This is a genomic window from Nostoc sp. DedSLP04 (assembly GCF_034530775.1).
GTDB lineage: Bacteria > Cyanobacteriota > Cyanobacteriia > Cyanobacteriales > Nostocaceae > Nostoc.
This window is the reverse complement of record NZ_JAVRCL010000005.1, coordinates 106,741-125,036: the sequence shown is the minus strand read 5'-3', so window position 1 is coordinate 125,036 and position 18,296 is coordinate 106,741. Positions and strand designations below refer to the sequence as shown.

17 protein-coding genes are annotated in these 18,296 nt (G+C 42.1%); 10 read left to right on the top strand and 7 right to left on the bottom strand.

Translation table 11 applies throughout. The features are described from left to right. The first annotated feature begins 120 nt into the window (after window positions 1-120). From devC to RMX89_RS04680, 4 genes are all read left to right on the top strand, one after another. Window positions 121-1,293, top strand: a complete 1,173-nt coding sequence (gene devC / locus RMX89_RS04695; protein ID WP_322688099.1) for an ABC transporter permease DevC — start codon at window positions 121-123, stop codon at window positions 1,291-1,293. Between the two features lie 95 nt (window positions 1,294-1,388). Next, window positions 1,389-2,087: a DevA family ABC transporter ATP-binding protein gene (locus RMX89_RS04690; RefSeq protein ID WP_322688098.1), complete on the top strand. Its 699-nt coding sequence runs from the start codon at window positions 1,389-1,391 to the stop codon at window positions 2,085-2,087. Between the two features lie 525 nt (window positions 2,088-2,612). Continuing rightward, window positions 2,613-3,548 (top strand): M23 family metallopeptidase, encoded by a 936-nt coding sequence (locus RMX89_RS04685; protein ID WP_322688097.1) that lies wholly within the window; start codon window positions 2,613-2,615, stop codon window positions 3,546-3,548. Between the two features lie 121 nt (window positions 3,549-3,669). Then, window positions 3,670-4,209 carry a late competence development ComFB family protein gene (locus RMX89_RS04680; protein WP_190909652.1) on the top strand — a complete coding sequence of 180 codons (540 nt, stop codon included), beginning with the start codon at window positions 3,670-3,672 and terminating at the stop codon, window positions 4,207-4,209. A 90-nt stretch (window positions 4,210-4,299) separates the two neighbouring features. Here the strand turns inward: RMX89_RS04680 and RMX89_RS04675 are convergent, their stop codons facing one another. Continuing rightward, window positions 4,300-4,932, bottom strand: a complete 633-nt coding sequence (locus RMX89_RS04675; protein ID WP_416211962.1) for a L,D-transpeptidase — start codon at window positions 4,930-4,932, stop codon at window positions 4,300-4,302. Between the two features lie 1,196 nt (window positions 4,933-6,128). Between RMX89_RS04675 and RMX89_RS04670 the strand changes: the two genes are divergently transcribed. After that, window positions 6,129-6,785, top strand: a complete 657-nt coding sequence (locus RMX89_RS04670; protein ID WP_094352725.1) for a sigma-70 family RNA polymerase sigma factor — start codon at window positions 6,129-6,131, stop codon at window positions 6,783-6,785. 166 nt (window positions 6,786-6,951) lie between these two features. After that, window positions 6,952-7,566, top strand: a complete 615-nt coding sequence (locus tag RMX89_RS04665) for an anti-sigma factor family protein (protein WP_322686816.1) — start codon at window positions 6,952-6,954, stop codon at window positions 7,564-7,566. A 9-nt stretch (window positions 7,567-7,575) separates the two neighbouring features. On the opposite strand, the gene RMX89_RS04660 is transcribed toward RMX89_RS04665, so the two are convergent. Together RMX89_RS04660 and RMX89_RS04655 are read right to left on the bottom strand one after the other, a co-directional pair. Then, complete coding sequence (locus RMX89_RS04660) at window positions 7,576-8,031, bottom strand: gamma-glutamylcyclotransferase family protein (protein ID WP_322688096.1); 456 nt, start codon at window positions 8,029-8,031, stop codon at window positions 7,576-7,578. Window positions 8,032-8,147: 116 nt separating this feature from the next. Continuing rightward, a complete protein-coding gene (locus RMX89_RS04655; RefSeq protein WP_322688095.1) occupies window positions 8,148-8,339 on the bottom strand; it encodes a hypothetical protein in 192 nt (63 codons plus the stop codon). Between the two features lie 419 nt (window positions 8,340-8,758). Here RMX89_RS04655 and leuS point away from each other — a divergent pair, with 419 nt between their 5' ends. The 4 genes from leuS to RMX89_RS04635 all read left to right on the top strand — a co-directional run bounded on the left by leuS (window position 8,759) and on the right by RMX89_RS04635 (window position 14,627). After that, a complete protein-coding gene (leuS, locus tag RMX89_RS04650) occupies window positions 8,759-11,404 on the top strand; it encodes a leucine--tRNA ligase (RefSeq protein ID WP_322688094.1) in 2,646 nt (881 codons plus the stop codon). 183 nt (window positions 11,405-11,587) lie between these two features. After that, a complete protein-coding gene (locus RMX89_RS04645) occupies window positions 11,588-11,914 on the top strand; it encodes a DUF433 domain-containing protein (RefSeq protein ID WP_322688093.1) in 327 nt (108 codons plus the stop codon). A 3-nt stretch (window positions 11,915-11,917) separates the two neighbouring features. Further along, entirely contained in the window at window positions 11,918-12,259 is a 342-nt protein-coding gene (locus tag RMX89_RS04640; protein ID WP_322688092.1) for a DUF5615 family PIN-like protein, read from the top strand. A gap of 1,213 nt (window positions 12,260-13,472) precedes the next feature. Next, the gene (locus tag RMX89_RS04635; protein WP_322671398.1) at window positions 13,473-14,627 is read left to right on the top strand and encodes an alanine--glyoxylate aminotransferase family protein; all 1,155 of its coding nucleotides are present in this window, start codon (window positions 13,473-13,475) and stop codon (window positions 14,625-14,627) included. A 311-nt stretch (window positions 14,628-14,938) separates the two neighbouring features. Here the strand turns inward: RMX89_RS04635 and RMX89_RS04630 are convergent, their stop codons facing one another. From RMX89_RS04630 to RMX89_RS04615, 4 genes are all read right to left on the bottom strand, one after another. Next, window positions 14,939-15,166 (bottom strand): DUF2949 domain-containing protein, encoded by a 228-nt coding sequence (locus RMX89_RS04630; RefSeq protein ID WP_292736094.1) that lies wholly within the window; start codon window positions 15,164-15,166, stop codon window positions 14,939-14,941. Window positions 15,167-15,675: 509 nt separating this feature from the next. After that, entirely contained in the window at window positions 15,676-16,182 is a 507-nt protein-coding gene (locus tag RMX89_RS04625) for a DUF192 domain-containing protein (RefSeq protein WP_322686806.1), read from the bottom strand. A 151-nt stretch (window positions 16,183-16,333) separates the two neighbouring features. After that, entirely contained in the window at window positions 16,334-17,020 is a 687-nt protein-coding gene (gene nblR / locus RMX89_RS04620) for a response regulator transcription factor NblR (protein ID WP_099103317.1), read from the bottom strand. A gap of 331 nt (window positions 17,021-17,351) precedes the next feature. Next, the gene (locus tag RMX89_RS04615; protein ID WP_094352564.1) at window positions 17,352-18,269 is read right to left on the bottom strand and encodes an NAD(+) kinase; all 918 of its coding nucleotides are present in this window, start codon (window positions 18,267-18,269) and stop codon (window positions 17,352-17,354) included. Between the last annotated feature and the right edge of the window lie 27 nt (window positions 18,270-18,296).

Genomic DNA, 18,296 nt, shown 5'->3' with positions numbered 1-18,296 from the left:
ACTGGGGACTGGGAGATTCTGAAGTAGATGAGTGGAGTTCTGAAGTCCCTCCCAATCCCCAGTCCCTAATCCCCCGTTCCTAATCCCAAGTCCCTAATCCCCAATCCCCAGTCCCTAATTATGAGATTGCTCAAACAACTGCAACGGCGAACTCCTCTAGGATGGCTGCAATTGAATCATGAAAAAAGCCGTCTTTTCGTAGCATTATCAGGCATTGCCTTTGCGGATCTTCTAATGTTCATGCAGCTAGGTTTTCAGACTGCGCTGTATGACAGTAACACCAGACTACATCGCAGTTTGCAAGCAGACATTGTTTTAACCAGTCCCCAAGCCCGTAACTTAGCAAGCTTGTCTACATTTTCTCGGCGGCGACTTTACCAAGCAATGGATATACCAGGGGTGAAGTCAGCACAACCAATGTATTTTAACAACACAATCTGGAAGAATCCCCAAACACACCGTGAGACAGGGGTGTTAGTTATCGGCTTTAACCCAGACAAACCAGCCTTTGACTTACCAGATGTTAACCAGCAATTGCAAGCGATCAAAATGCCGGATACCGTCTTGTTCGATCGTGGTGCAAGAGGAGATTATCAAAAAGCGATCGCTCAAATTGACCAAGGTAAAACCCTGACTACTGAAATAGAACGGCGCACAATTACCATTAGTGGCTTATTCCAAGTCGGGGCTTCCTTTGGCTTTGATGGCAACCTGATTACCAGCGATCAAAACTTTTTGCGGCTATTTTCTGGGCGACAGTCGAGCAGTGTCAGTCTAGGTTTGATTCTTCTGAAACCAGGCTATGACCCGAAAAAAGTAGCAGCAATGCTCAAAGCCTACCTCAGAGATGATGTCAGAGTATTAACCCACGCCGAATTTATTGAATTTGAAAATAACTTCTGGAGAACAAATTCCCCAATTGGGTTTATTTTCAGTCTAGGTGTATCGATGGGATTTGTGGTAGGCACGATCATCGTCTATCAAGTCCTCTCTAACGATGTTAATGCCCACGTTCGAGAATACGCCACCTTCAAAGCAATGGGATATCGCAATTACTACCTACTAGGTGTGGTGCTTGAAGAATCGTTGATCTTGGCAGCATTGGGCTTCTTTCCCGGACTGGGAGTGTCCTTAGTGCTTTATCAACTGACTCGCAGTGCTACAAATTTGCCCATGTACATGACTGCAATTCGGGCATTGCAGGTATTAGTACTGACCATCATTATGTGTACAATTTCCGGTGCGATCGCCACCCGCAAACTCCAAGCCACCGATCCCGCTGATATGTTCTAAAAATTGTCATTTGTCATTGGTCATTTGTCATTTGTTACTCAAAAGGACTAATGACTAAGGACAAATGACAATCATCACGAGTAATCGAGCTATTTATGACTAGCAAACCCGTCATCTCTATTAAAAATCTCGACCACCACTTTGGTCACGGCTCACTCCGCAAGCAAGTTTTATGTAATATCAACTTAGAGATTAATGCTGGTGAAATTATTATCATGACTGGGCCTTCTGGTTCTGGAAAGACTACCTTACTAACCTTAGCGGGTGGGTTGCGTTCTGCTCAATCTGGTAGTTTGCAGGTGTTGGGACGAGAACTTTGTGGTGCTAGTGCTGAAGAACTAGTGCAAGCGCGACGCCGTAACGGTTATATTTTCCAAGCACATAATTTGCATGGTAGTTTAACGGCACTCCAAAACGTCAAAATGGCTTTAGAATTGCACAAACATCTTGGGTTAAAAAAGATGCGAGCTAGGTCAGCCCAAATGTTAGAGCAAGTAGGATTGGGAAATCATTTGCATTACTATCCTGATAAACTGTCTGGTGGACAAAAACAACGAGTAGCGATCGCTCGTGCTTTAGTCAGTCATCCTCAAATAATCCTCGCGGATGAACCCACCGCCGCCCTTGACAGTCAATCAGGACGAGATATAGTCAATCTCATGCAAAAACTAGCAAAAGAACAAGGCTGTACCATCTTGATGGTTACTCATGACAACCGCATCCTAGACATTGCCGATCGCATAGTTCAGATGGAAGATGGCATACTCAAGTCAAAAGTAATACTATCAGCCTAAAGTTAATTAACGTATTCCCTGATTCAGAGTTGATTTATAAAGTAAATCTGAAGTGTGACGTGGCAGACTCACATTTTTGCCTTAATATCATAGTTTTTTGGCAACTAAAGCGCTATTCTCAGTAAGTTTTTAAATAATATTTCCGAATGGTATGTATATAGTTTAATTTATCTTCACTGACTTACTTACCTAGTTTAAGTAATTTCCCCATACCAATTTCAACCTAAGAATGTGATATTAGTGTCCAGTTGAAAAAGTGTCCAGTTGATTCCGAGATTTCCTTCAAGTATTATTTATGTAATCACAGTTAAATTTTATGCTCATTGCCAATGTCATACACCTTGGTTATTAGAGTTAAAACCAATTTCCTAAAATTACAGATAAAATGATTCGCCCTTGCAATCCATAAATACCTGGAGAATTTCCGAAAATTTATGGTTGTCAACAACATCGGCTTCAAACAGGAAACACTAGCGATAATAAGCTAATCTATTTTCCAATACAAGCAAGGGTTTTTGTAGTTCTATGATTATTGAGAATAGCGCTAGTAGTTCAAACAAAAATTTGCTCGGTTTTGATGTCAAAACTTTGACAGCCAATTGCCGTGCAATAAATGTGTTAAAGGGAATATTTGCTGTTCTCCCGATCGCCTTGGCATTACCTGTAGATGCTTTGCAAGTAAAGGTGATTCCAACTAATCCTAAATTAGGGGATACACTCTCGGTGCAGATTAATCTAGATAATCCAGAGAATAGTACAAAACCAACAGTAGCCAGTGGAAAGAATACATACCCAGCCTTTGAAATTGCGCCCAATCAGTATCGGGCTTTTGTTCCCACAACTCCATTAGAAAAAGCTGGAACTAGAACACTTCGGGTTGCGGGGGATGGTCAAGTGCAAAACTTAGCAGTGAATGTGCTTAATCGCAAATTCCCCATACAACGCATTACTTTGCCACCTGGTAAAGCTGGAGTGGATGCCACAGAGTATGAACTTAAGCGTGTGGCAGCTTTTAAGGCGCTACAAACACCAGAAAAGTATTGGAATGGAGTATTCCTGAAGCCAAATGCAGGGCGGATGAGTACAAACTATGGTGTACGTCGCTACTATAATGGTACATTTGCAAAAGACTACTATCATCGTGGTCTTGACTACGCTGGTGCTGCCGGTTCACCGGTAATTGCCCCAGCCGCTGGGCGAGTTGCTTTGGTAGGTAGGGTATCCCAAGGGTTTCGGATACACGGTAACGTAGTTGGCATTGACCACGGTCAAGGAGTAACTAGTATTTTCATGCACCTGAGTCGTATTAACGTTAAAGAAGGTGATTTTGTGAAAGCTGGTCAACTAATTGGTGCAGTAGGTTCAACAGGTGCAGCCACGGGACCGCATTTACACTGGGGTCTATATGTCAACGGACAATCTGTTGATCCAACACCTTGGCGAACTAAGGTTGTTAACTAGTAGAGGCAGAATTGATCCTGTCTTTGCATAATTTGTGTATTTTTTGCTGAGAATTAGGCAAAATAAATTGGATTGATACCGTCCCTACCAAGCTTTGCCAACATAAATGATGATAAGCGTTATGAGTATCGAAAAAATTGTAGAACAAGCTCTCCAGGATGGTTATTTGACACCAGCTATGGAAGCAGAAGTCGGTAGAATCTGTGATAACGCCTCAGAACTCTCAATTGAAGAGTATATGGCGTTAGATCGCCTGATGGGTGCGTTATTGACTGGTGAGGTAGTGGCGGTACCTCGCAAACAATTCATTAACGTTATGGAAGAATTGGTGCTGACAGAAGCGATCGCCCGAGTCGCAGAAATTGAAGCCACCAGCGAAAGTTCTTTAGATGTCGGGGATATTGCCGCTTACGCTCTCAATCGGCTACCACCTTTGTATGCTACTACAGAAGAGGGTGCTAACTTCCAGCGCCAAACGGCTCAGGCACAACTGCAAGACTTAATTTCTCAACAAATAAGCGAGGCGATTAACCGTTACCTCGATCGACCCAATTTCTTCCCAGAACGGCAAGCATTGGGTAAAAATACTGGCAATGAGGTTGTACGCCAAGTTAGTGCTTTACTCCAAACATACGCGCCTAACTTTGAGCAAAAATTATAATTTTAAGAGTCATTAGTCATTAGTCATTAGTCATTGGTCATTTGTTTTAGACAAAGGACAAAGGACAAAGGACTAATGACTCTTAACTAATTAATCACGTACTAACACTTTTGTCCCTATACTCACTTGCTCATATAACAATCGGACATCAGAATTTCGCATTCTTAAGCAGCCGTGGGATACAGCCGTTCCTACCAGGTCAACATCCGGCGTGCCATGAAAGCCAATTTCATTCCGTCCATCTGACCAAAAACCAATCCATCTATCTCCCAAGGGACTATCCGTACCAGCCTCAAATACTTTGCCAGTAATCGGGTGACGCCAGATTGGATAATGTCGCATGTGGATCACCTGGAAAGAACCTGTGGGCGTTTCCCAACCTTTCTTGCCGACAGCAATGGGATAGCTGGCGATCACCTCTTCTCCTGCATATACATAAGTGCGGCGATCGCTTAAATCAACCACCACTTGCGTCTTGACATTTGCCAGTCTACTAGATGGTACTTGTTGGGCTGAAGCCTGAGACCACAGACCTTTTGGCCAACTATCTGCAACTGGATTTTGTCTTTCTACTGGCGCTACCAGTTGCGGCTGAGTTGGTAAGTCGCTTGCTTTAGCTACATTATTCTTAATAATTTGGGGTTTAGTTTGAGGCTTAATGGTAGCAGGCTTGAGTTTAGAAGCCCTACGAATAGTTGCTTTCGCTAGATTCTTCTTAATTATTTGCGACTTAATGGTAGAAGACTTGAGTGTAGAAGCTTTACGAGTAGTTGTTTTAGCTAGATTCTTCTTAATTATTTTTGATTTAGTTTTAGGTTTAATAGCAGAGGACTTTGGTGTAAACGTCCTCTGGGCAGTCGAGCCTTGGGTAACTTCATCAGGTGGCACAGATCCACCCAGCGCAATTTCCCCCAAACTCACTTGGGAAAGATTCTTGTAGACTCCTTCAGTCCGGCTTCCCTTAAGATTGGTTCGGGTAGAATCTCGCCGCGTCGAAGTAGATGCAGACTTCTCATACTGCCGTTCCGCCGTACTAATGCGCCAATGGACAGCTAAGGATAAAAATGCTGTGCCAAAACAAAGCAGCATTACCATACGCCCTACAGATTCGTTTCTTACCATTGCCATCGCCTATTGTTTATCCCTGACATATCCAGCCGAGCAATTGGATGAGTTCATCATCCGGTCATCAAAAATTTATCAATACTTATCATTTCCGCTATAAATCTGCCAACACCTCTGGGCAAACTAAGACTATGCAAATTTTCCCAGCGGCAAAACTTCAAGTGAGCAACCTCATTCCTCCAAAGTTTTGAGGGTCGTAAGCCTCTGTTCGGACTTTTTAGTGGAACTCTTGAAATGTAGCAATCAATCATTAATGGTGTAGGTGGATGAAAAACCATGTTTGAAAAACTATTGCTAGCGGTAACAATTACATTTTCCCTCAATTTATTTTTTCAAGTTCGCGTACCAGAGCAACATAACTCTAGTACTGCTTTCGGTCCACAATCAGAACAATCAGCAACTATTCTGGTAACGAAATCAAAAAATTAAATCACCATCTTAGCAACCACAGCAACCTAACTTCCAGAAATTATTACCCGAATTTTAAAGGTATCAAGAAGTTAGAATTACAAAATTTTATCTTCATTTTTATAGCTAAATTTAATTATCTCGAGCAAGCGTATATACCCAGTTGCTAAAAGTACTAAAATGTGCATTACATCGCGCCTTTGTTCGTTGATAGGTCTTAGGCAACTATGGGAGCAGTATAAGGAAAAGTGGCTCTGCTTATTGCTACAAATATATCCAAAATTGTCTGCTTCAGTGTTCCAGTCATAAATCCGTCACCTGAGCATGGAACTTCTGTACCATTAGCAGGTCTAATAGATAGGGATGATTTAGAGCCAGTACGATCTATGAGTCAATCGATTACTGTATCCTGGTCAACGGTTGATGCAAAGTATCCAGAAGCATCAGTGCAAGTTGACAAACTCCCTAACCACGATTTAATTTTGCGCTGTCAAGCCGGACTGCGACCAGATCGTGCTGCTTTTGCGGAACTATTACGCCGCTATCAAAGTCAAGTCGATCGAGTTCTATACCACTTAGCTCCAGATTGGCCTGACAGAGCCGATTTGGCTCAAGAAGTTTGGATTCGAGTGTATCGGAACATTAACCGATTACAAGAGCCTGCTAAATTTCGGGGCTGGTTAAGCCGCATTGCCACGAACTTGTTTTACGACGAGTTACGTAAACGCAAGCGGGTGATGAGTCCTTTGTCACTGGATGCTCCCCGTTCCTTAGAGGACGGCGAGATGGATTGGGAAATCGCTGGTGATACCCCAGGCCCTGAAGAAGAACTGACAACGAGAGAATTTTACGAGCAATTGCGGGAAGCGATCGCGGATTTACCAGAAGTTTTTCGTACTACCATTGTCCTCAGAGAAATCGAAGGCATGGCTTATGAAGAAATTGCCGAAATCACTGGAGTTTCTCTAGGAACTGTGAAGTCCAGAATCGCCAGAGCTAGATCGAGGCTGCAAGCCCACTTGCAGAATTATCTAGACTCCTAATTTTCTTAATTTACAGTATCTTGCTTCTGCCCAATGGCAGAATTTAAGCATAGATTAAAAATTACTAGAAAGACGTAGATTGTTTCTGCCTAAAGGTAGAAAATTGGCTAATTCTCCCAAAATTCCCGCCCAGTTTACCCGTGTATGAATTGGTAATAATGTTAAGATGACTACTGATTCTCAGTTTTACGACCGTTCTCCTTTGCAACTTCCTCAAGATTTGTCAGATGGAATGGCCAAGCATACCAATGAATCAACGGGTCTTATGGATATGGTGAAGCGCGATCGCTTCGAGTTATTGAGTGCTTACCTCGATGGTGAAGTCACAGCCACCGAACGCAGGCAAGTAGAAGAATGGCTGGCAAATGATGCCTCAGTTAAATGTTTGTATGCCCGACTGTTAAAACTGCGCCAAGGTTTGCGGACGCTCCCAGTGCCAGCAGCCCAACAGTCGCCAGAAGAAACAGTTGGGCAAGTATTGACACGTTTGCGCCGCCGCTCCCGTTTAAACTGGATAGCGGCAGGTGCAGCTGTTGCTGCTTGTGCGATCGGTGCAATATCTGGCTTAGTAGGTGGTGGTTCGATGGTGCCGCAACTGGCGCAACAACCACAAAGAGAACCGATACAAACGTCCTCAGCGTCTATAGTTCCCCCTTCCCCGCTGATGGTGGGACTAAATAACCCGGTAATTGAAATTCCGAAAGCAGCAGTAGCCTCTCCAGAAAATTCAATTTATCAGGTTCAGCCGCAACGACACGACCCCAAACAGGACATAAACTAATCGCAAAGTTTACAGTTCAAAACTGTACTCTAGGGTTAAACCACAGCCGCTCCACCAGCCGCTAGGTTGGAGTAAACCTCCTAATTGCTCAACTTGTTCTAGAGTCATTAAATAAACCCAAGCCCAACTATAAGAGAGCGACTGTGGCTCATAAACCTCGATAATTTGTCGATTATAGAGGTTTTCTGGTGTTTGTCTATTGGGCTGGTAATCTTCCAGCACATCTAGCTCATTTAAAATCTTTGGGTAGGAAAAAGAAAGTAAATATCCGTAAACTTGGCTATTTCCTAGCGTCATCGCTGGGTAGCCCATTGGCAGAGCAAATAATTTGCCTTGTACAATGGCTGTTTTGACATCAACTACTTTGCCAGCACAGTATCTTTTATAGTTAGCTTCACCTGGTTTGAGCGTGCCGTAGACAAAAATTCGCACTAAATCAGACAATTTTATATTTGATTCAACCATTGCCTATTTTAACCATCTAACTTGACAGCAATCAAAACCTATGATTTTGAATACCTCTAGATATCAGTTCTAGAGATATTTTTGTTTACTCAGATTAATAGTTAAACAATTAAGTACTACTCTTGCCCTTTATTCCTATCTAACTTCTCTTGAATAGCTTCTTTACAAAATTCAGGAGGGTTATCTTGTTGCTGCACTTCCTCTTTCATTGTCTTAGTCATACGTCTATTCATTTTCTCGGTCAGTGGCTCCTCTCTATCAGTAGTAAATTTTTTTAAATTTTCTGGATTTGCTTTAGGATTAGCCATTGTTGAGAGATGAGATGAATTCACCCACTGATGAGTAAGCAGTACTGATTAAGCTGACGATGGAAGGCAAAGCTATGAGCTATCCTGACAGATACGACCAAGAAAATTTGCTTAACTTGCACAAAGCTAAGATACACCTTGAAATGGCTATCGGATTGCTAACCCAGTAAATCAGTTTAGAACCAAATACATCTAGTCCCCAGCATCCTAAGCTTAGGGACTTTTTTATGCACTATATACCTAAACTTGTTGAACTTTAGGGATATAAGATAGATAGAAATAGGGGGTAGAAAGAAATAGTAAATTGATTTTGTAAATTAAATTAGAAAATTACTAGACAGATAATTCCCTTAATATAGTGGTTCAAATGTACTAGTAAGCAAATGCTAGAAAATTAGTAGAAATAAAGTGTAACAGGCATGAAACCATTGGAAATACGTGATTCTGTAGATTCCCGATATAACCCAGCAGCAATTGAGGAAAAATGGCAAAAAACATGGGTAGAACTTGGCTTAGATAAGACACCGACAGTTAGCAACAAGCCAAAATTCTATGCTCTTTCCATGTTCCCTTATCCATCGGGCAGCCTACACATGGGTCACGTCCGTAATTATACGATTACCGATGTGATTGCCCGCCTTAAACGAATGCAAGGGTATCGGGTAATACACCCAATGGGTTGGGATGCTTTTGGCTTGCCAGCAGAAAATGCCGCCATTGACCGTGGTGTACCGCCAGCAAAGTGGACTTATCAGAATATGGCTCAGATGCGGCAACAATTGCAGCGTCTTGGTTTATCTATTGATTGGGAATGCGAACTTGCTACCTGTTCACCAGATTACTACAAGTGGACACAATGGATTTTCTTGCAGTTTTTGCAAGCAGGTTTAGCTTATCAAAAAGAAGCGGCTGTAAACTGGGATCCCATTGACCAAACTGTACTGGCAAACGAACAAGTTGATAACGAAGGACGTTCTTGGCGCAGTGGGGCAATAGTTGAGCGCAAATTATTACGCCAGTGGTTTTTCAAGATTACCGACTACGCCGAAGAATTACTCAATGACTTGCATCAATTGACAGGTTGGCCGGAACGCGTCAAGTCGATGCAGGCAAACTGGATTGGCAAATCTACAGGCGCTTACTTAGAATTCCCTATCATTGGGATAGATGAAAAAATTGGAGTGTACACCACACGCCCAGATACAGTTTATGGTGTTAGCTATCTAGTGTTAGCACCAGAACATCCTTTAACAAAGCGCGTCACTACAAAAGAACAACAAGCAGCGGTAGAAGCCTTTATTAAAGAGGTTTCTAATCAAAGTGAGTTGGAACGTACTGCTGAAGACAAACCTAAGCGGGGTATACCTACAGGTGGTAAGGCAATTAACCCATTTTCAGGGGAAGAAGTGCCGATTTGGATTGCTGATTATGTACTGTATGAGTATGGTACTGGAGCAGTGATGGGTGTACCGGCACACGATGTCCGGGATTTTAAGTTTGCCAAAAATTATGATTTGCCAGTTGATTTTGTCATAGCTTCCCCAGATGATGTTGCAGGTTTTGACTTAACTCCAACATCAGAGAATGATGAAGTCACTCAACTCATCCAAATTGAATATAACCAGGCATACACTGAACCAGGAATTTTAATTAATTCTGGGGCTTTTACTGGTATGACTTCCACAGAGGCTAAACAAGCAATAATTGAATACGCCGAACAACAAGGTTTTGGTAAAGTACGGGTGCAATATCGCTTGCGGGATTGGTTGATTTCACGGCAACGTTACTGGGGCGCACCGATACCTGTAATTCACTGTCCCAACTGTGGGATAGTACCAGTTCCCGATCGAGATTTGCCAGTACAGTTACCGGAAGAGGTGGAATTTACTGGACGTGGTGGTTCACCTTTGACTCAGTTAGAGAGTTGGGTAAATGTACCTTGTCCAACTTGTGGCACTCCAGCAAAGCGGGAAACTGACACGATGGATACTTTTATTGATTCCTCGTGGTATTACTTGCGCTTCCCTGACGCTAAGAATGAACAACAAGTTTTCGATTCTAGTAAAATAAACGACTGGATGCCAGTTGACCAGTATGTGGGTGGGATTGAACACGCAATTTTACATTTGTTGTATTCGCGGTTCTTTACTAAGGTACTACGGGACAGAGGCTTGTTAAACTTTGATGAACCCTTCCAACGCCTCTTAACTCAAGGTATGGTACAGGGTTTAACTTATCTAAATCCTAATAAGGGTGGGAAAGATAAATGGATTCCTTCTAATCTGGTAAATTCAGCCGACCCCCGTGACCCCCAAACAGGCGAACCACTGCAACGCCTCTACGCTACCATGTCTAAATCAAAGGGCAACGGTGTAGCGCCAGAAGATGTAATTTCCAAATACGGTGTAGACACAGCGCGGATGTTCATCTTGTTCAAAGCGCCGCCAGAAAAAGACTTGGAATGGGATGAAGCCGATGTGGAAGGACAATTCCGGTTTTTAAATCGGGTTTGGCGTTTGGTAACAGATTATATTGCGGCTGGGGTATCCCATAAAAAACCCCAATCTGATTTAACTAAGGTAGAAAAGGAATTGCGGCGGGCGATTCACACGGCGATTCAAGCAGTGACAGAAGACGTGGAAGACGAATATCAATTCAATACCGCTATTTCAGAATTGATGAAGTTGAGTAATGCCTTAACTGATGCTGACGGCAAAAATTCACCAATTTACGCAGAAGGTATTCACACTTTGGTGGTTTTACTAGCACCATTTGCACCACATATTGCTGATGAATTGTGGCATTTATTGGGTGAAAGTGATTCAGTTCATACTCAAACTTGGCCATCATTTGACCCAGCTGCTTTAATAGCTGATGAAATCACTTTAGTGATTCAAGTTATGGGTAAAACTCGCGGCTCGATTCAAGTACCAGCACAAGCAGATAAAGCAGCGTTGGAAAAATATGCTCGTGAATCAGAAATTGCCCAGCGTTACATCGAAGGTAAAGAGATTAAAAAGGTAATTGTGGTGCCTGGAAAGTTAGTGAATTTTGTAGTTAGCTAAGTACAGTTTTGCATAAAATCGTGGCAAATTGAGAGTTGAAATTTAAACGCAGATGCGCTTCTCTACGAGACGCTACGCGAACGCCTTACCATAGGGAATTCGCTACGAATTAATGAAATCTTGTACTTAGCAATTGATAAGATTGTAAATTTAGCCTGACAAAACATCAGAGGATTTACATCCGTGACACTCAAAGAGTTAGAACAACAACTTCTTGCCCTCAGTCCTGATGAAAAATTGCAGGCTATACAGTTACTTGCTCAAAGTCTCAGCAACAATTGGCAAGGAATTGAAAAAACTCCTAGAGTTTGTGGTGGAGAGGCTCGCATCGCTAAAACTCGTATTCCTGTTTGGGTACTTGTGGAAGCTCGCGGTCTTGGATATAGTGATGCTGACCTTTTGACGAGCTATCCAACTATTACAGCTACAGATTTAGCTAATGCTTGGGTATATGCAGAAGCTCATCCCGATGAAATCGAATTGGCAATTGAGCGTAATGAGGTAGCCTAATCAATGGCACGGTTTTACGCAGATGAGCAGTTTCCCTTTCCAGTTGTGGAATTATTACGCGATTTGGGGCATGATGTTTCGACAGTTCAAGAAGCAGAAAATGCAGACCAAGGTATACCTGATGAGGAAGTGCTAGCATTTGCCATAAGTCAAGAACGCTCAATATTAACTATCAACAGAGTTGATTTTATCCGTTTGCATCGTCGTGATTCTAACCACTTCGGTATTTTTGTTTGCACGAATAATCGTAATTGGCAACAATTTGCAGCACGGATAGATGAGGCTGTGGCAAAAGAAGAACCTTTGCAAGGAAAACTAATTCGTGTGGTACGTCCAGTAACTTAACAAGGTTTTGATGGTACGCACAAATGCTTGAGTTATCAAGTATATGTTGCAACAATTTTTATAACAGTAGGTTCCTTCTCTGGTATATGTGTATTTAAAAACATCTATCCGATTGTCCAGAGAGTTGGACTGTTTTATTTATACACAAAAAAGCGCTTGAGAATTTTGCTTACTCAAGCGCTTTTCCGTAAAAGCTTATACCAACTCACTCGTTTGATGCAACATTTGAAATCTGCAACACTCCCTACTGAGAGAGTATTACGGGGATAACTTGTGACAAACATGTGGTGAAATGGTATCACTCCTTGCACTAACTAAGAATATCTCTTTTGTAAGAATACCGGGGATCTGGTGAGTGACACTTTATGAACTGAACACTAGTTAAAAACGACTCACCGTGAATAGTAACTAAGGAGACTAAGCACGATTGTAGCAATTTTGTAAGTATAGTATAAAAACTTATAGTTTATTATTACCCGCCGCCGACATTGCTTACTACTAAGTGCAGTATCAAAAAGTGCAGCAATTAGTAGCATAGATATCTCAACTTCTGTGTCAAATTAGTCGCTATCAAATAACCTAGAAAAGGCTTGGATATTGGTATCAAAGCGATTTTGACTCAAATAAATCATAAACGAAGGTATTGTTTAGAGAATGGCAACCCAAGAACAAATGTTTGATCCAAATAGATTGAAAAGTTTGGGTTGGGTATCTTTTATCTCTTAGCAAACGGTAACATCCAAGTCTTCTGTATAGTGTAGGGAGTTACTTCTTTCATGGAAGCAAAACACAACTTTTTCAGCGGTAATTACCGCGATATTCAAAACGATTTCGCGTTTTTCTATAAAAACAACTGAGGTGGATTATGGGTAGATTTTAAGAATTTATCGTACCTGTGCCTCATCTAGATAGATGTTTCATCTTTGGCTAAAATAGCCCTTCGCCTATGAGCAGACACCTTAACCTGGCGTCTAGGTGTGTGGTAAGATTGCCTGGAACATAAAGTTTTATCTGAGTTGGAGTCTGGTATAAATTGCAAAGGTCAAGCTGACCGATCGTTAACTCCCACGATACTTTTCCTATAAATTTGGAAAATATACAACAATGCTGGTGACAATCTGAGTGGAATTTGTAGATGAATATCTAGGATTTGCTATCAGACTTAACCGACTTCCCACAATTTTGACTTTTATTTGACTTTTAGGATAGAAACATGAACGATAAGCTGATGCTGATGATTCCAGGCCCTACACCGGTGCCAGAAGCTGCCTTACTGGCATTAGCCAAGCATCCGATTGGGCATCGTACTAGTGAATTTAGCAACATATTGGCAGAGGTGACAGAAAACCTCAAGTGGCTGCACCAAACTCAAAGTGATGTGCTGACGCTGAATGTTAGTGGTACGGGTGCTGTAGAAGCGGGAATAATTAATTTTCTTTCTCCAGGCGATCGCATTTTAGTTGGTTCTAATGGTAAATTTGGCGAACGCTGGGTAGAAGTCGGTCAAGCCTACGGTTTGAATGTAGAAGAAGTTAAGGTGGAATGGGGAAAACCCTTAGACCCCGCAGTATTTGCCGAAAAACTCCAAGCAGATACCCAAAAGCAAATCAAAGCTGTAATTATTACCCACAGTGAAACCTCGACGGGTGTGTTGAATGACTTAGAAACCATCAACCGCCACGTTAAAGAACACGGTGAAGCTTTAATTATCGTTGATGCCGTTACTAGCTTGGGTGCATTCAATCTACCCGTGGATGCTTGGGGCTTGGATATCGTCGCTTCTGGTTCCCAAAAAGGTTATATGATTCCGCCGGGATTGGGTTTTGTTTCTGTCAGTGCCAAAGCTTGGGAAGCTTACAAAACTGCGAAGCTACCGAAATATTATTTGGACTTAGGCAAATATCGCAAAGCTACAGCCAAAAATACAACTCCATTTACTCCGCCTGTGAACTTGATCGTAGCGTTACACACCACGTTACGAATCATGAAAGAGGAAGGCTTGGAATCAATATTTGCTCGACATGAACGGCTGAAAAATGCTACCCGCGCCGCCATTAAAGGGTTAAATTTACCTTTGCTTGCAGCAGATAATTCTGCTAGTCCGGCGATTACAGCTGTAGCACCACAAGGAATTGAACCCGATAAAATTCGGTCATTGATGAAAAAACGCTTTGATATTGCTTTAGCTGGTGGTCAAGATCATTTGAGCAATAAAATTTTCCGTATTGGTCACTTGGGTTTTGTGAGCGATCGCGATATCCTTAGCTGTATAGCATCCTTAGAAGTTACCCTCACAGAACTTGGCTACGAAGATTTCACCCCTGGTTCTGGCATAGCAGCAGCAGTTAAAGTGTTTAGTCAGTCCTGAGTAATAAATCAAAAGAGCGAGTTAAATTATCAACTCGCTCTTTTGATTTGTATATAGAGTAGAAACCTTTGCATAAGGTAGAGTTGATGTCACATACCTCAATCCTTTTAAATAACACCAAGTTGCCCTAGATAGTATTATTTGCTTTGAAGAAAGTCGTACTGTATCTTTGACACCAAACAAGACTAACTTTGGCAACTTAGTATCATCCAAAATTGGCATAAATAGTATTGTTTGAGATTTTGCTAATATGCATTTGGTAGAAACTTTTAAGTCAAAGTCTAAAAACTACAAGCCAAAATTGCTATAACCTACGCCGTCTCTAGCCAATCATAAATTTGTTCTAATTGCTCTAGAGTAACTAACCCATATTGCCAAAGAATCATTGCCAAAGGACCTGGGTCTTGCTCCCGATGCCGAAGTGCCACCGCTAGTGATGCTGTGGAAATTGCCAAATCTTCTTGCAAAAAATGAATCAGCCGAGAATATTTTGATGGTGACATTTGTATCTCACCTCCTTGTGCAGAATGTATTGTCATATATCAGTTCACCATTACTCGGTAGACAGTAGCTAGTATTTCATCTGTGACTGTGCCGTTTTCGGCCATACACCCCAGCACAGTTTTTGTTAATCCGCCTTCAACAGAGGCTTCCTATAGATGGTCTGAGAAATAAAATTCTCATACAAATCATTCGTTAGCTTATTAAGCAGTATTTTTACTTAATTAAATTGGCTTCATCTTATTTACCTTTGTGTTTTATTTAATTACACAGGTAGTAATAAAGATTCCATAGCCTATACTCTCTTATTGGCGACTATTTACACTTACGCCCAAGGGAATATTTTTGAGACTAAACCTGAAAACTGCGATTTCCGGTTTGAGACAGTAGAATTTTACATTATTACCACAGTTTTTAAATAGTAGCGTTACAAGTGCTATTTGACCACATACAGTGACATTTTTTACAAAAAAAACATATATTTCGACCGTATAGGCTCTCAACCGAGTAATTACCCAAGTTTTTATCTCCGCAAAGCACTAAAGTTTCAAAACTCAATTTTGAGAATATCGCCCACTTTCAACTTCAATTCGGCAGCTCTTCCAGAACGAAGTTCAATCACCTTATCGATTGGTGTATTGGGGCCATAGGTAGGACAAGGCTCACTTGTACAAGGAGGCGCAGCAGCCTGAATATATTTAACTACACCTTTATGTAGAAATACCATGTCCAGGGGTACAGGTACATTCTTCATCCAGAAACTGACTGGTTGTGCTGAAGGGAATCCAAACAGCATCCCCCGGTCATCTGGTAAAGCTGGTCGATACATCAACCCCATCGCTTGCTGTTGTGGCGTCTGCGCTACCTCTAATTGAATCGTTGTACCATTCGGCACAATGGCTTTAGCGGAAATTGGTAGTTTTTGACCTAAACTCTCTGGTGCTGGAGTTTTAGAATCAGAGGTGGGGCTAGGAGATTTAGCAGTTGTTGGCACAGAACAACCCATCAGAAAAATACTCAGCACTATCGAGAGCAAACTTAGCCGACGAGTCATATAGCTTTTCGATTTTGTTATTTAGACTTCAATTTTACAGTGTTGTAGGCAGAAAAACCCCTTGGCTGGAAGGCACTAGCACCCAAATTTACATTCCCAATCCGAAACTGGGAATGAGGCAAGGAGATAGGCAAACTCCCGCTATAGTATACTAGGATTCTCTTAAAACGTACCCTACGCCTCGCACTGTTTGAATCAGGCGCTTTTGACCTTCATCTTCGATTTTTAACCGCAAGTAACGGATGTACACTTCAATTACATTTGACTCACCCAGAAAGTCGTAACCCCAAACATTTTCTAGAATTTGTTCGCGGGTTAATACCTCACGGGGATGTTCCATTAAGAATTTTAATAGTTCAAATTCCTTCATTGTCAGGTCAATTGGTCGCCCGTTGTGTATGGCACGGCGAGTTGCTATGTCTAAAATTAAATCCCCAAAGCGTAATTGCTCTGTGGTATCTACATCGGGTTTTAAGTAGAGGCGAATCAACTTCAAAAAGTCTTCTGAGCGGTAAGGTTTGAGGATGTAATCATCCGCTCCAGCTTCTAGACAAGCTACACGATCGTCAACTGTATCCCTTGCCATTAAAATCAATACAGGCGATCGCATACCAGTGCTTCTCATATTTTTGCACAATGAGAGTCCTGATTCTCCTGCTAGCATCCGGTCTAAAACAATTAAAGCAGGTTGGCGATCGCGACAGTGTTGTAAACCACTCGTTGCGTCATGAGCCAAAATTGATTCATAACCGGCTTCTTGCAAATCGCAAGAAAGCTGATTTGCAAGGCTCTCATCGGTTTCAATCACCAAAACACAAGGACTTTGAGCAACTGTCATAACAATTTGGGATATTGGATTTGGGATTGTAAAGATATTCCAGAGAAAATCTTTACATCAGTTATAAAGTGCAATTACGAGCTTTTAGTGATGTAGCGATTCTGATTTGACGCGATGTTAAGGATGTTTTAGCACGTTCAGGTGTCAGCTATCGAATTCTCGGATGCAATCTTAATAACTAACTCCAAATTCCATATCCATACCAGTAATTCTGGAAGGAAATCAGCTTTCTTGGGCATGGGGCATAGTAGCAGAGGAGAAGTTACACTAAGTTTTTCCCCTCTGCCCCTCTGCTTCTTGTGCCCAATGCCCAATGCCCAACGCTCAAGAACTATGGCAATTCTACCGAAGTTGGTTTAGCGATATGTGGCAAACCCCAACCTAATTTTTCTCGCAAAATTCGGAAAAACTCAGGCGGTTGCAGGCGAATAAATCGGGCACTATATTGCGATCGCTCCATATATACTCGATCTTCTGGTAAGATATAGCACCCCCCATTGCCATCTACCACCATCACCAGCCGAGGAATATTGACTGGGTAGATATTGACCGATTCAGTATCTGGAAAGACCAATGCTCTAGAAGCTAGGGAATGAGGACAAATGGGTACTAATTGTAAAACAGGTACGCCAGGAGTCACCACCGGGCCACCAGCGCTCAATGAGTAAGCTGTAGAACCAGTAGGCGTAGAAACAATCACACCATCTGCGGCAATATCTACTGGCGCATGATGCCCTATGGCAATTTCAAAATGGCACATAGAGGTCAAAGGTTCCCGGTGTAGCACCATTTCATTCAGGCATAGGGCTTCCCATAGCACTGAATCATCCCGAAACACTTTGACATTGAGCATTGCTCGTTCTTCAATTTCATACTCACCTGCCATTGCCTGTTCTAGTGCTTGGGGCAATTGATTCAGGAAAGTTTCCGTCAAAAATCCCATGTGGCCGGTATTCACTGTTAGCAGTGGAATACCACAAGGGGCTACTTGACGAGACGCTGCGAGAACAGTGCCGTCTCCCCCTAATACCACTGCAAACTCCATATCTGAATCAAAACCAGGGGGTGTCAGACCGTCAATGGGGGTGTGGCACACAGGACTCTCCGGATTAGGGTAGCCCAATATCCCACCGATACTCGATGTGATACATACATTCCAACCGGCTGCGGTTAGCTTGTCTTTCAACTCAATAGCGACACGGCCCGCTATCGGTTTAACGTCATTGTAGATAATGCCTGCTTTCGGCACACTCAAATATCCAAGTTTAGGCGATGC

What these genes read in the sequence shown, in the direction of transcription:
- RMX89_RS04655 (WP_322688095.1), bottom strand. Translation starts at nt 8,339, where the DNA reads ATGGCTAATCCTAAAGCAAATCCAGAAAATTTAAAAAAATTTACTACT.
- RMX89_RS04660 (WP_322688096.1), bottom strand. Translation starts at nt 8,031, where the DNA reads ATGGTTGAATCAAATATAAAATTGTCTGATTTAGTGCGAATTTTTGTC.
- RMX89_RS04680 (WP_190909652.1), top strand. Translation starts at nt 3,670, where the DNA reads ATGAGTATCGAAAAAATTGTAGAACAAGCTCTCCAGGATGGTTATTTG.
- nblR (WP_099103317.1), bottom strand. Translation starts at nt 17,020, where the DNA reads ATGACAGTTGCTCAAAGTCCTTGTGTTTTGGTGATTGAAACCGATGAG.
- RMX89_RS04665 (WP_322686816.1), top strand. Translation starts at nt 6,952, where the DNA reads ATGACTACTGATTCTCAGTTTTACGACCGTTCTCCTTTGCAACTTCCT.
- RMX89_RS04690 (WP_322688098.1), top strand. Translation starts at nt 1,389, where the DNA reads ATGACTAGCAAACCCGTCATCTCTATTAAAAATCTCGACCACCACTTT.
- devC (WP_322688099.1), top strand. Translation starts at nt 121, where the DNA reads ATGAGATTGCTCAAACAACTGCAACGGCGAACTCCTCTAGGATGGCTG.
- RMX89_RS04685 (WP_322688097.1), top strand. Translation starts at nt 2,613, where the DNA reads ATGATTATTGAGAATAGCGCTAGTAGTTCAAACAAAAATTTGCTCGGT.
- RMX89_RS04625 (WP_322686806.1), bottom strand. Translation starts at nt 16,182, where the DNA reads ATGACTCGTCGGCTAAGTTTGCTCTCGATAGTGCTGAGTATTTTTCTG.
- RMX89_RS04640 (WP_322688092.1), top strand. Translation starts at nt 11,918, where the DNA reads ATGGCACGGTTTTACGCAGATGAGCAGTTTCCCTTTCCAGTTGTGGAA.
- RMX89_RS04630 (WP_292736094.1), bottom strand. Translation starts at nt 15,166, where the DNA reads ATGACAATACATTCTGCACAAGGAGGTGAGATACAAATGTCACCATCA.
- leuS (WP_322688094.1), top strand. Translation starts at nt 8,759, where the DNA reads ATGAAACCATTGGAAATACGTGATTCTGTAGATTCCCGATATAACCCA.
- RMX89_RS04670 (WP_094352725.1), top strand. Translation starts at nt 6,129, where the DNA reads ATGAGTCAATCGATTACTGTATCCTGGTCAACGGTTGATGCAAAGTAT.
- RMX89_RS04635 (WP_322671398.1), top strand. Translation starts at nt 13,473, where the DNA reads ATGAACGATAAGCTGATGCTGATGATTCCAGGCCCTACACCGGTGCCA.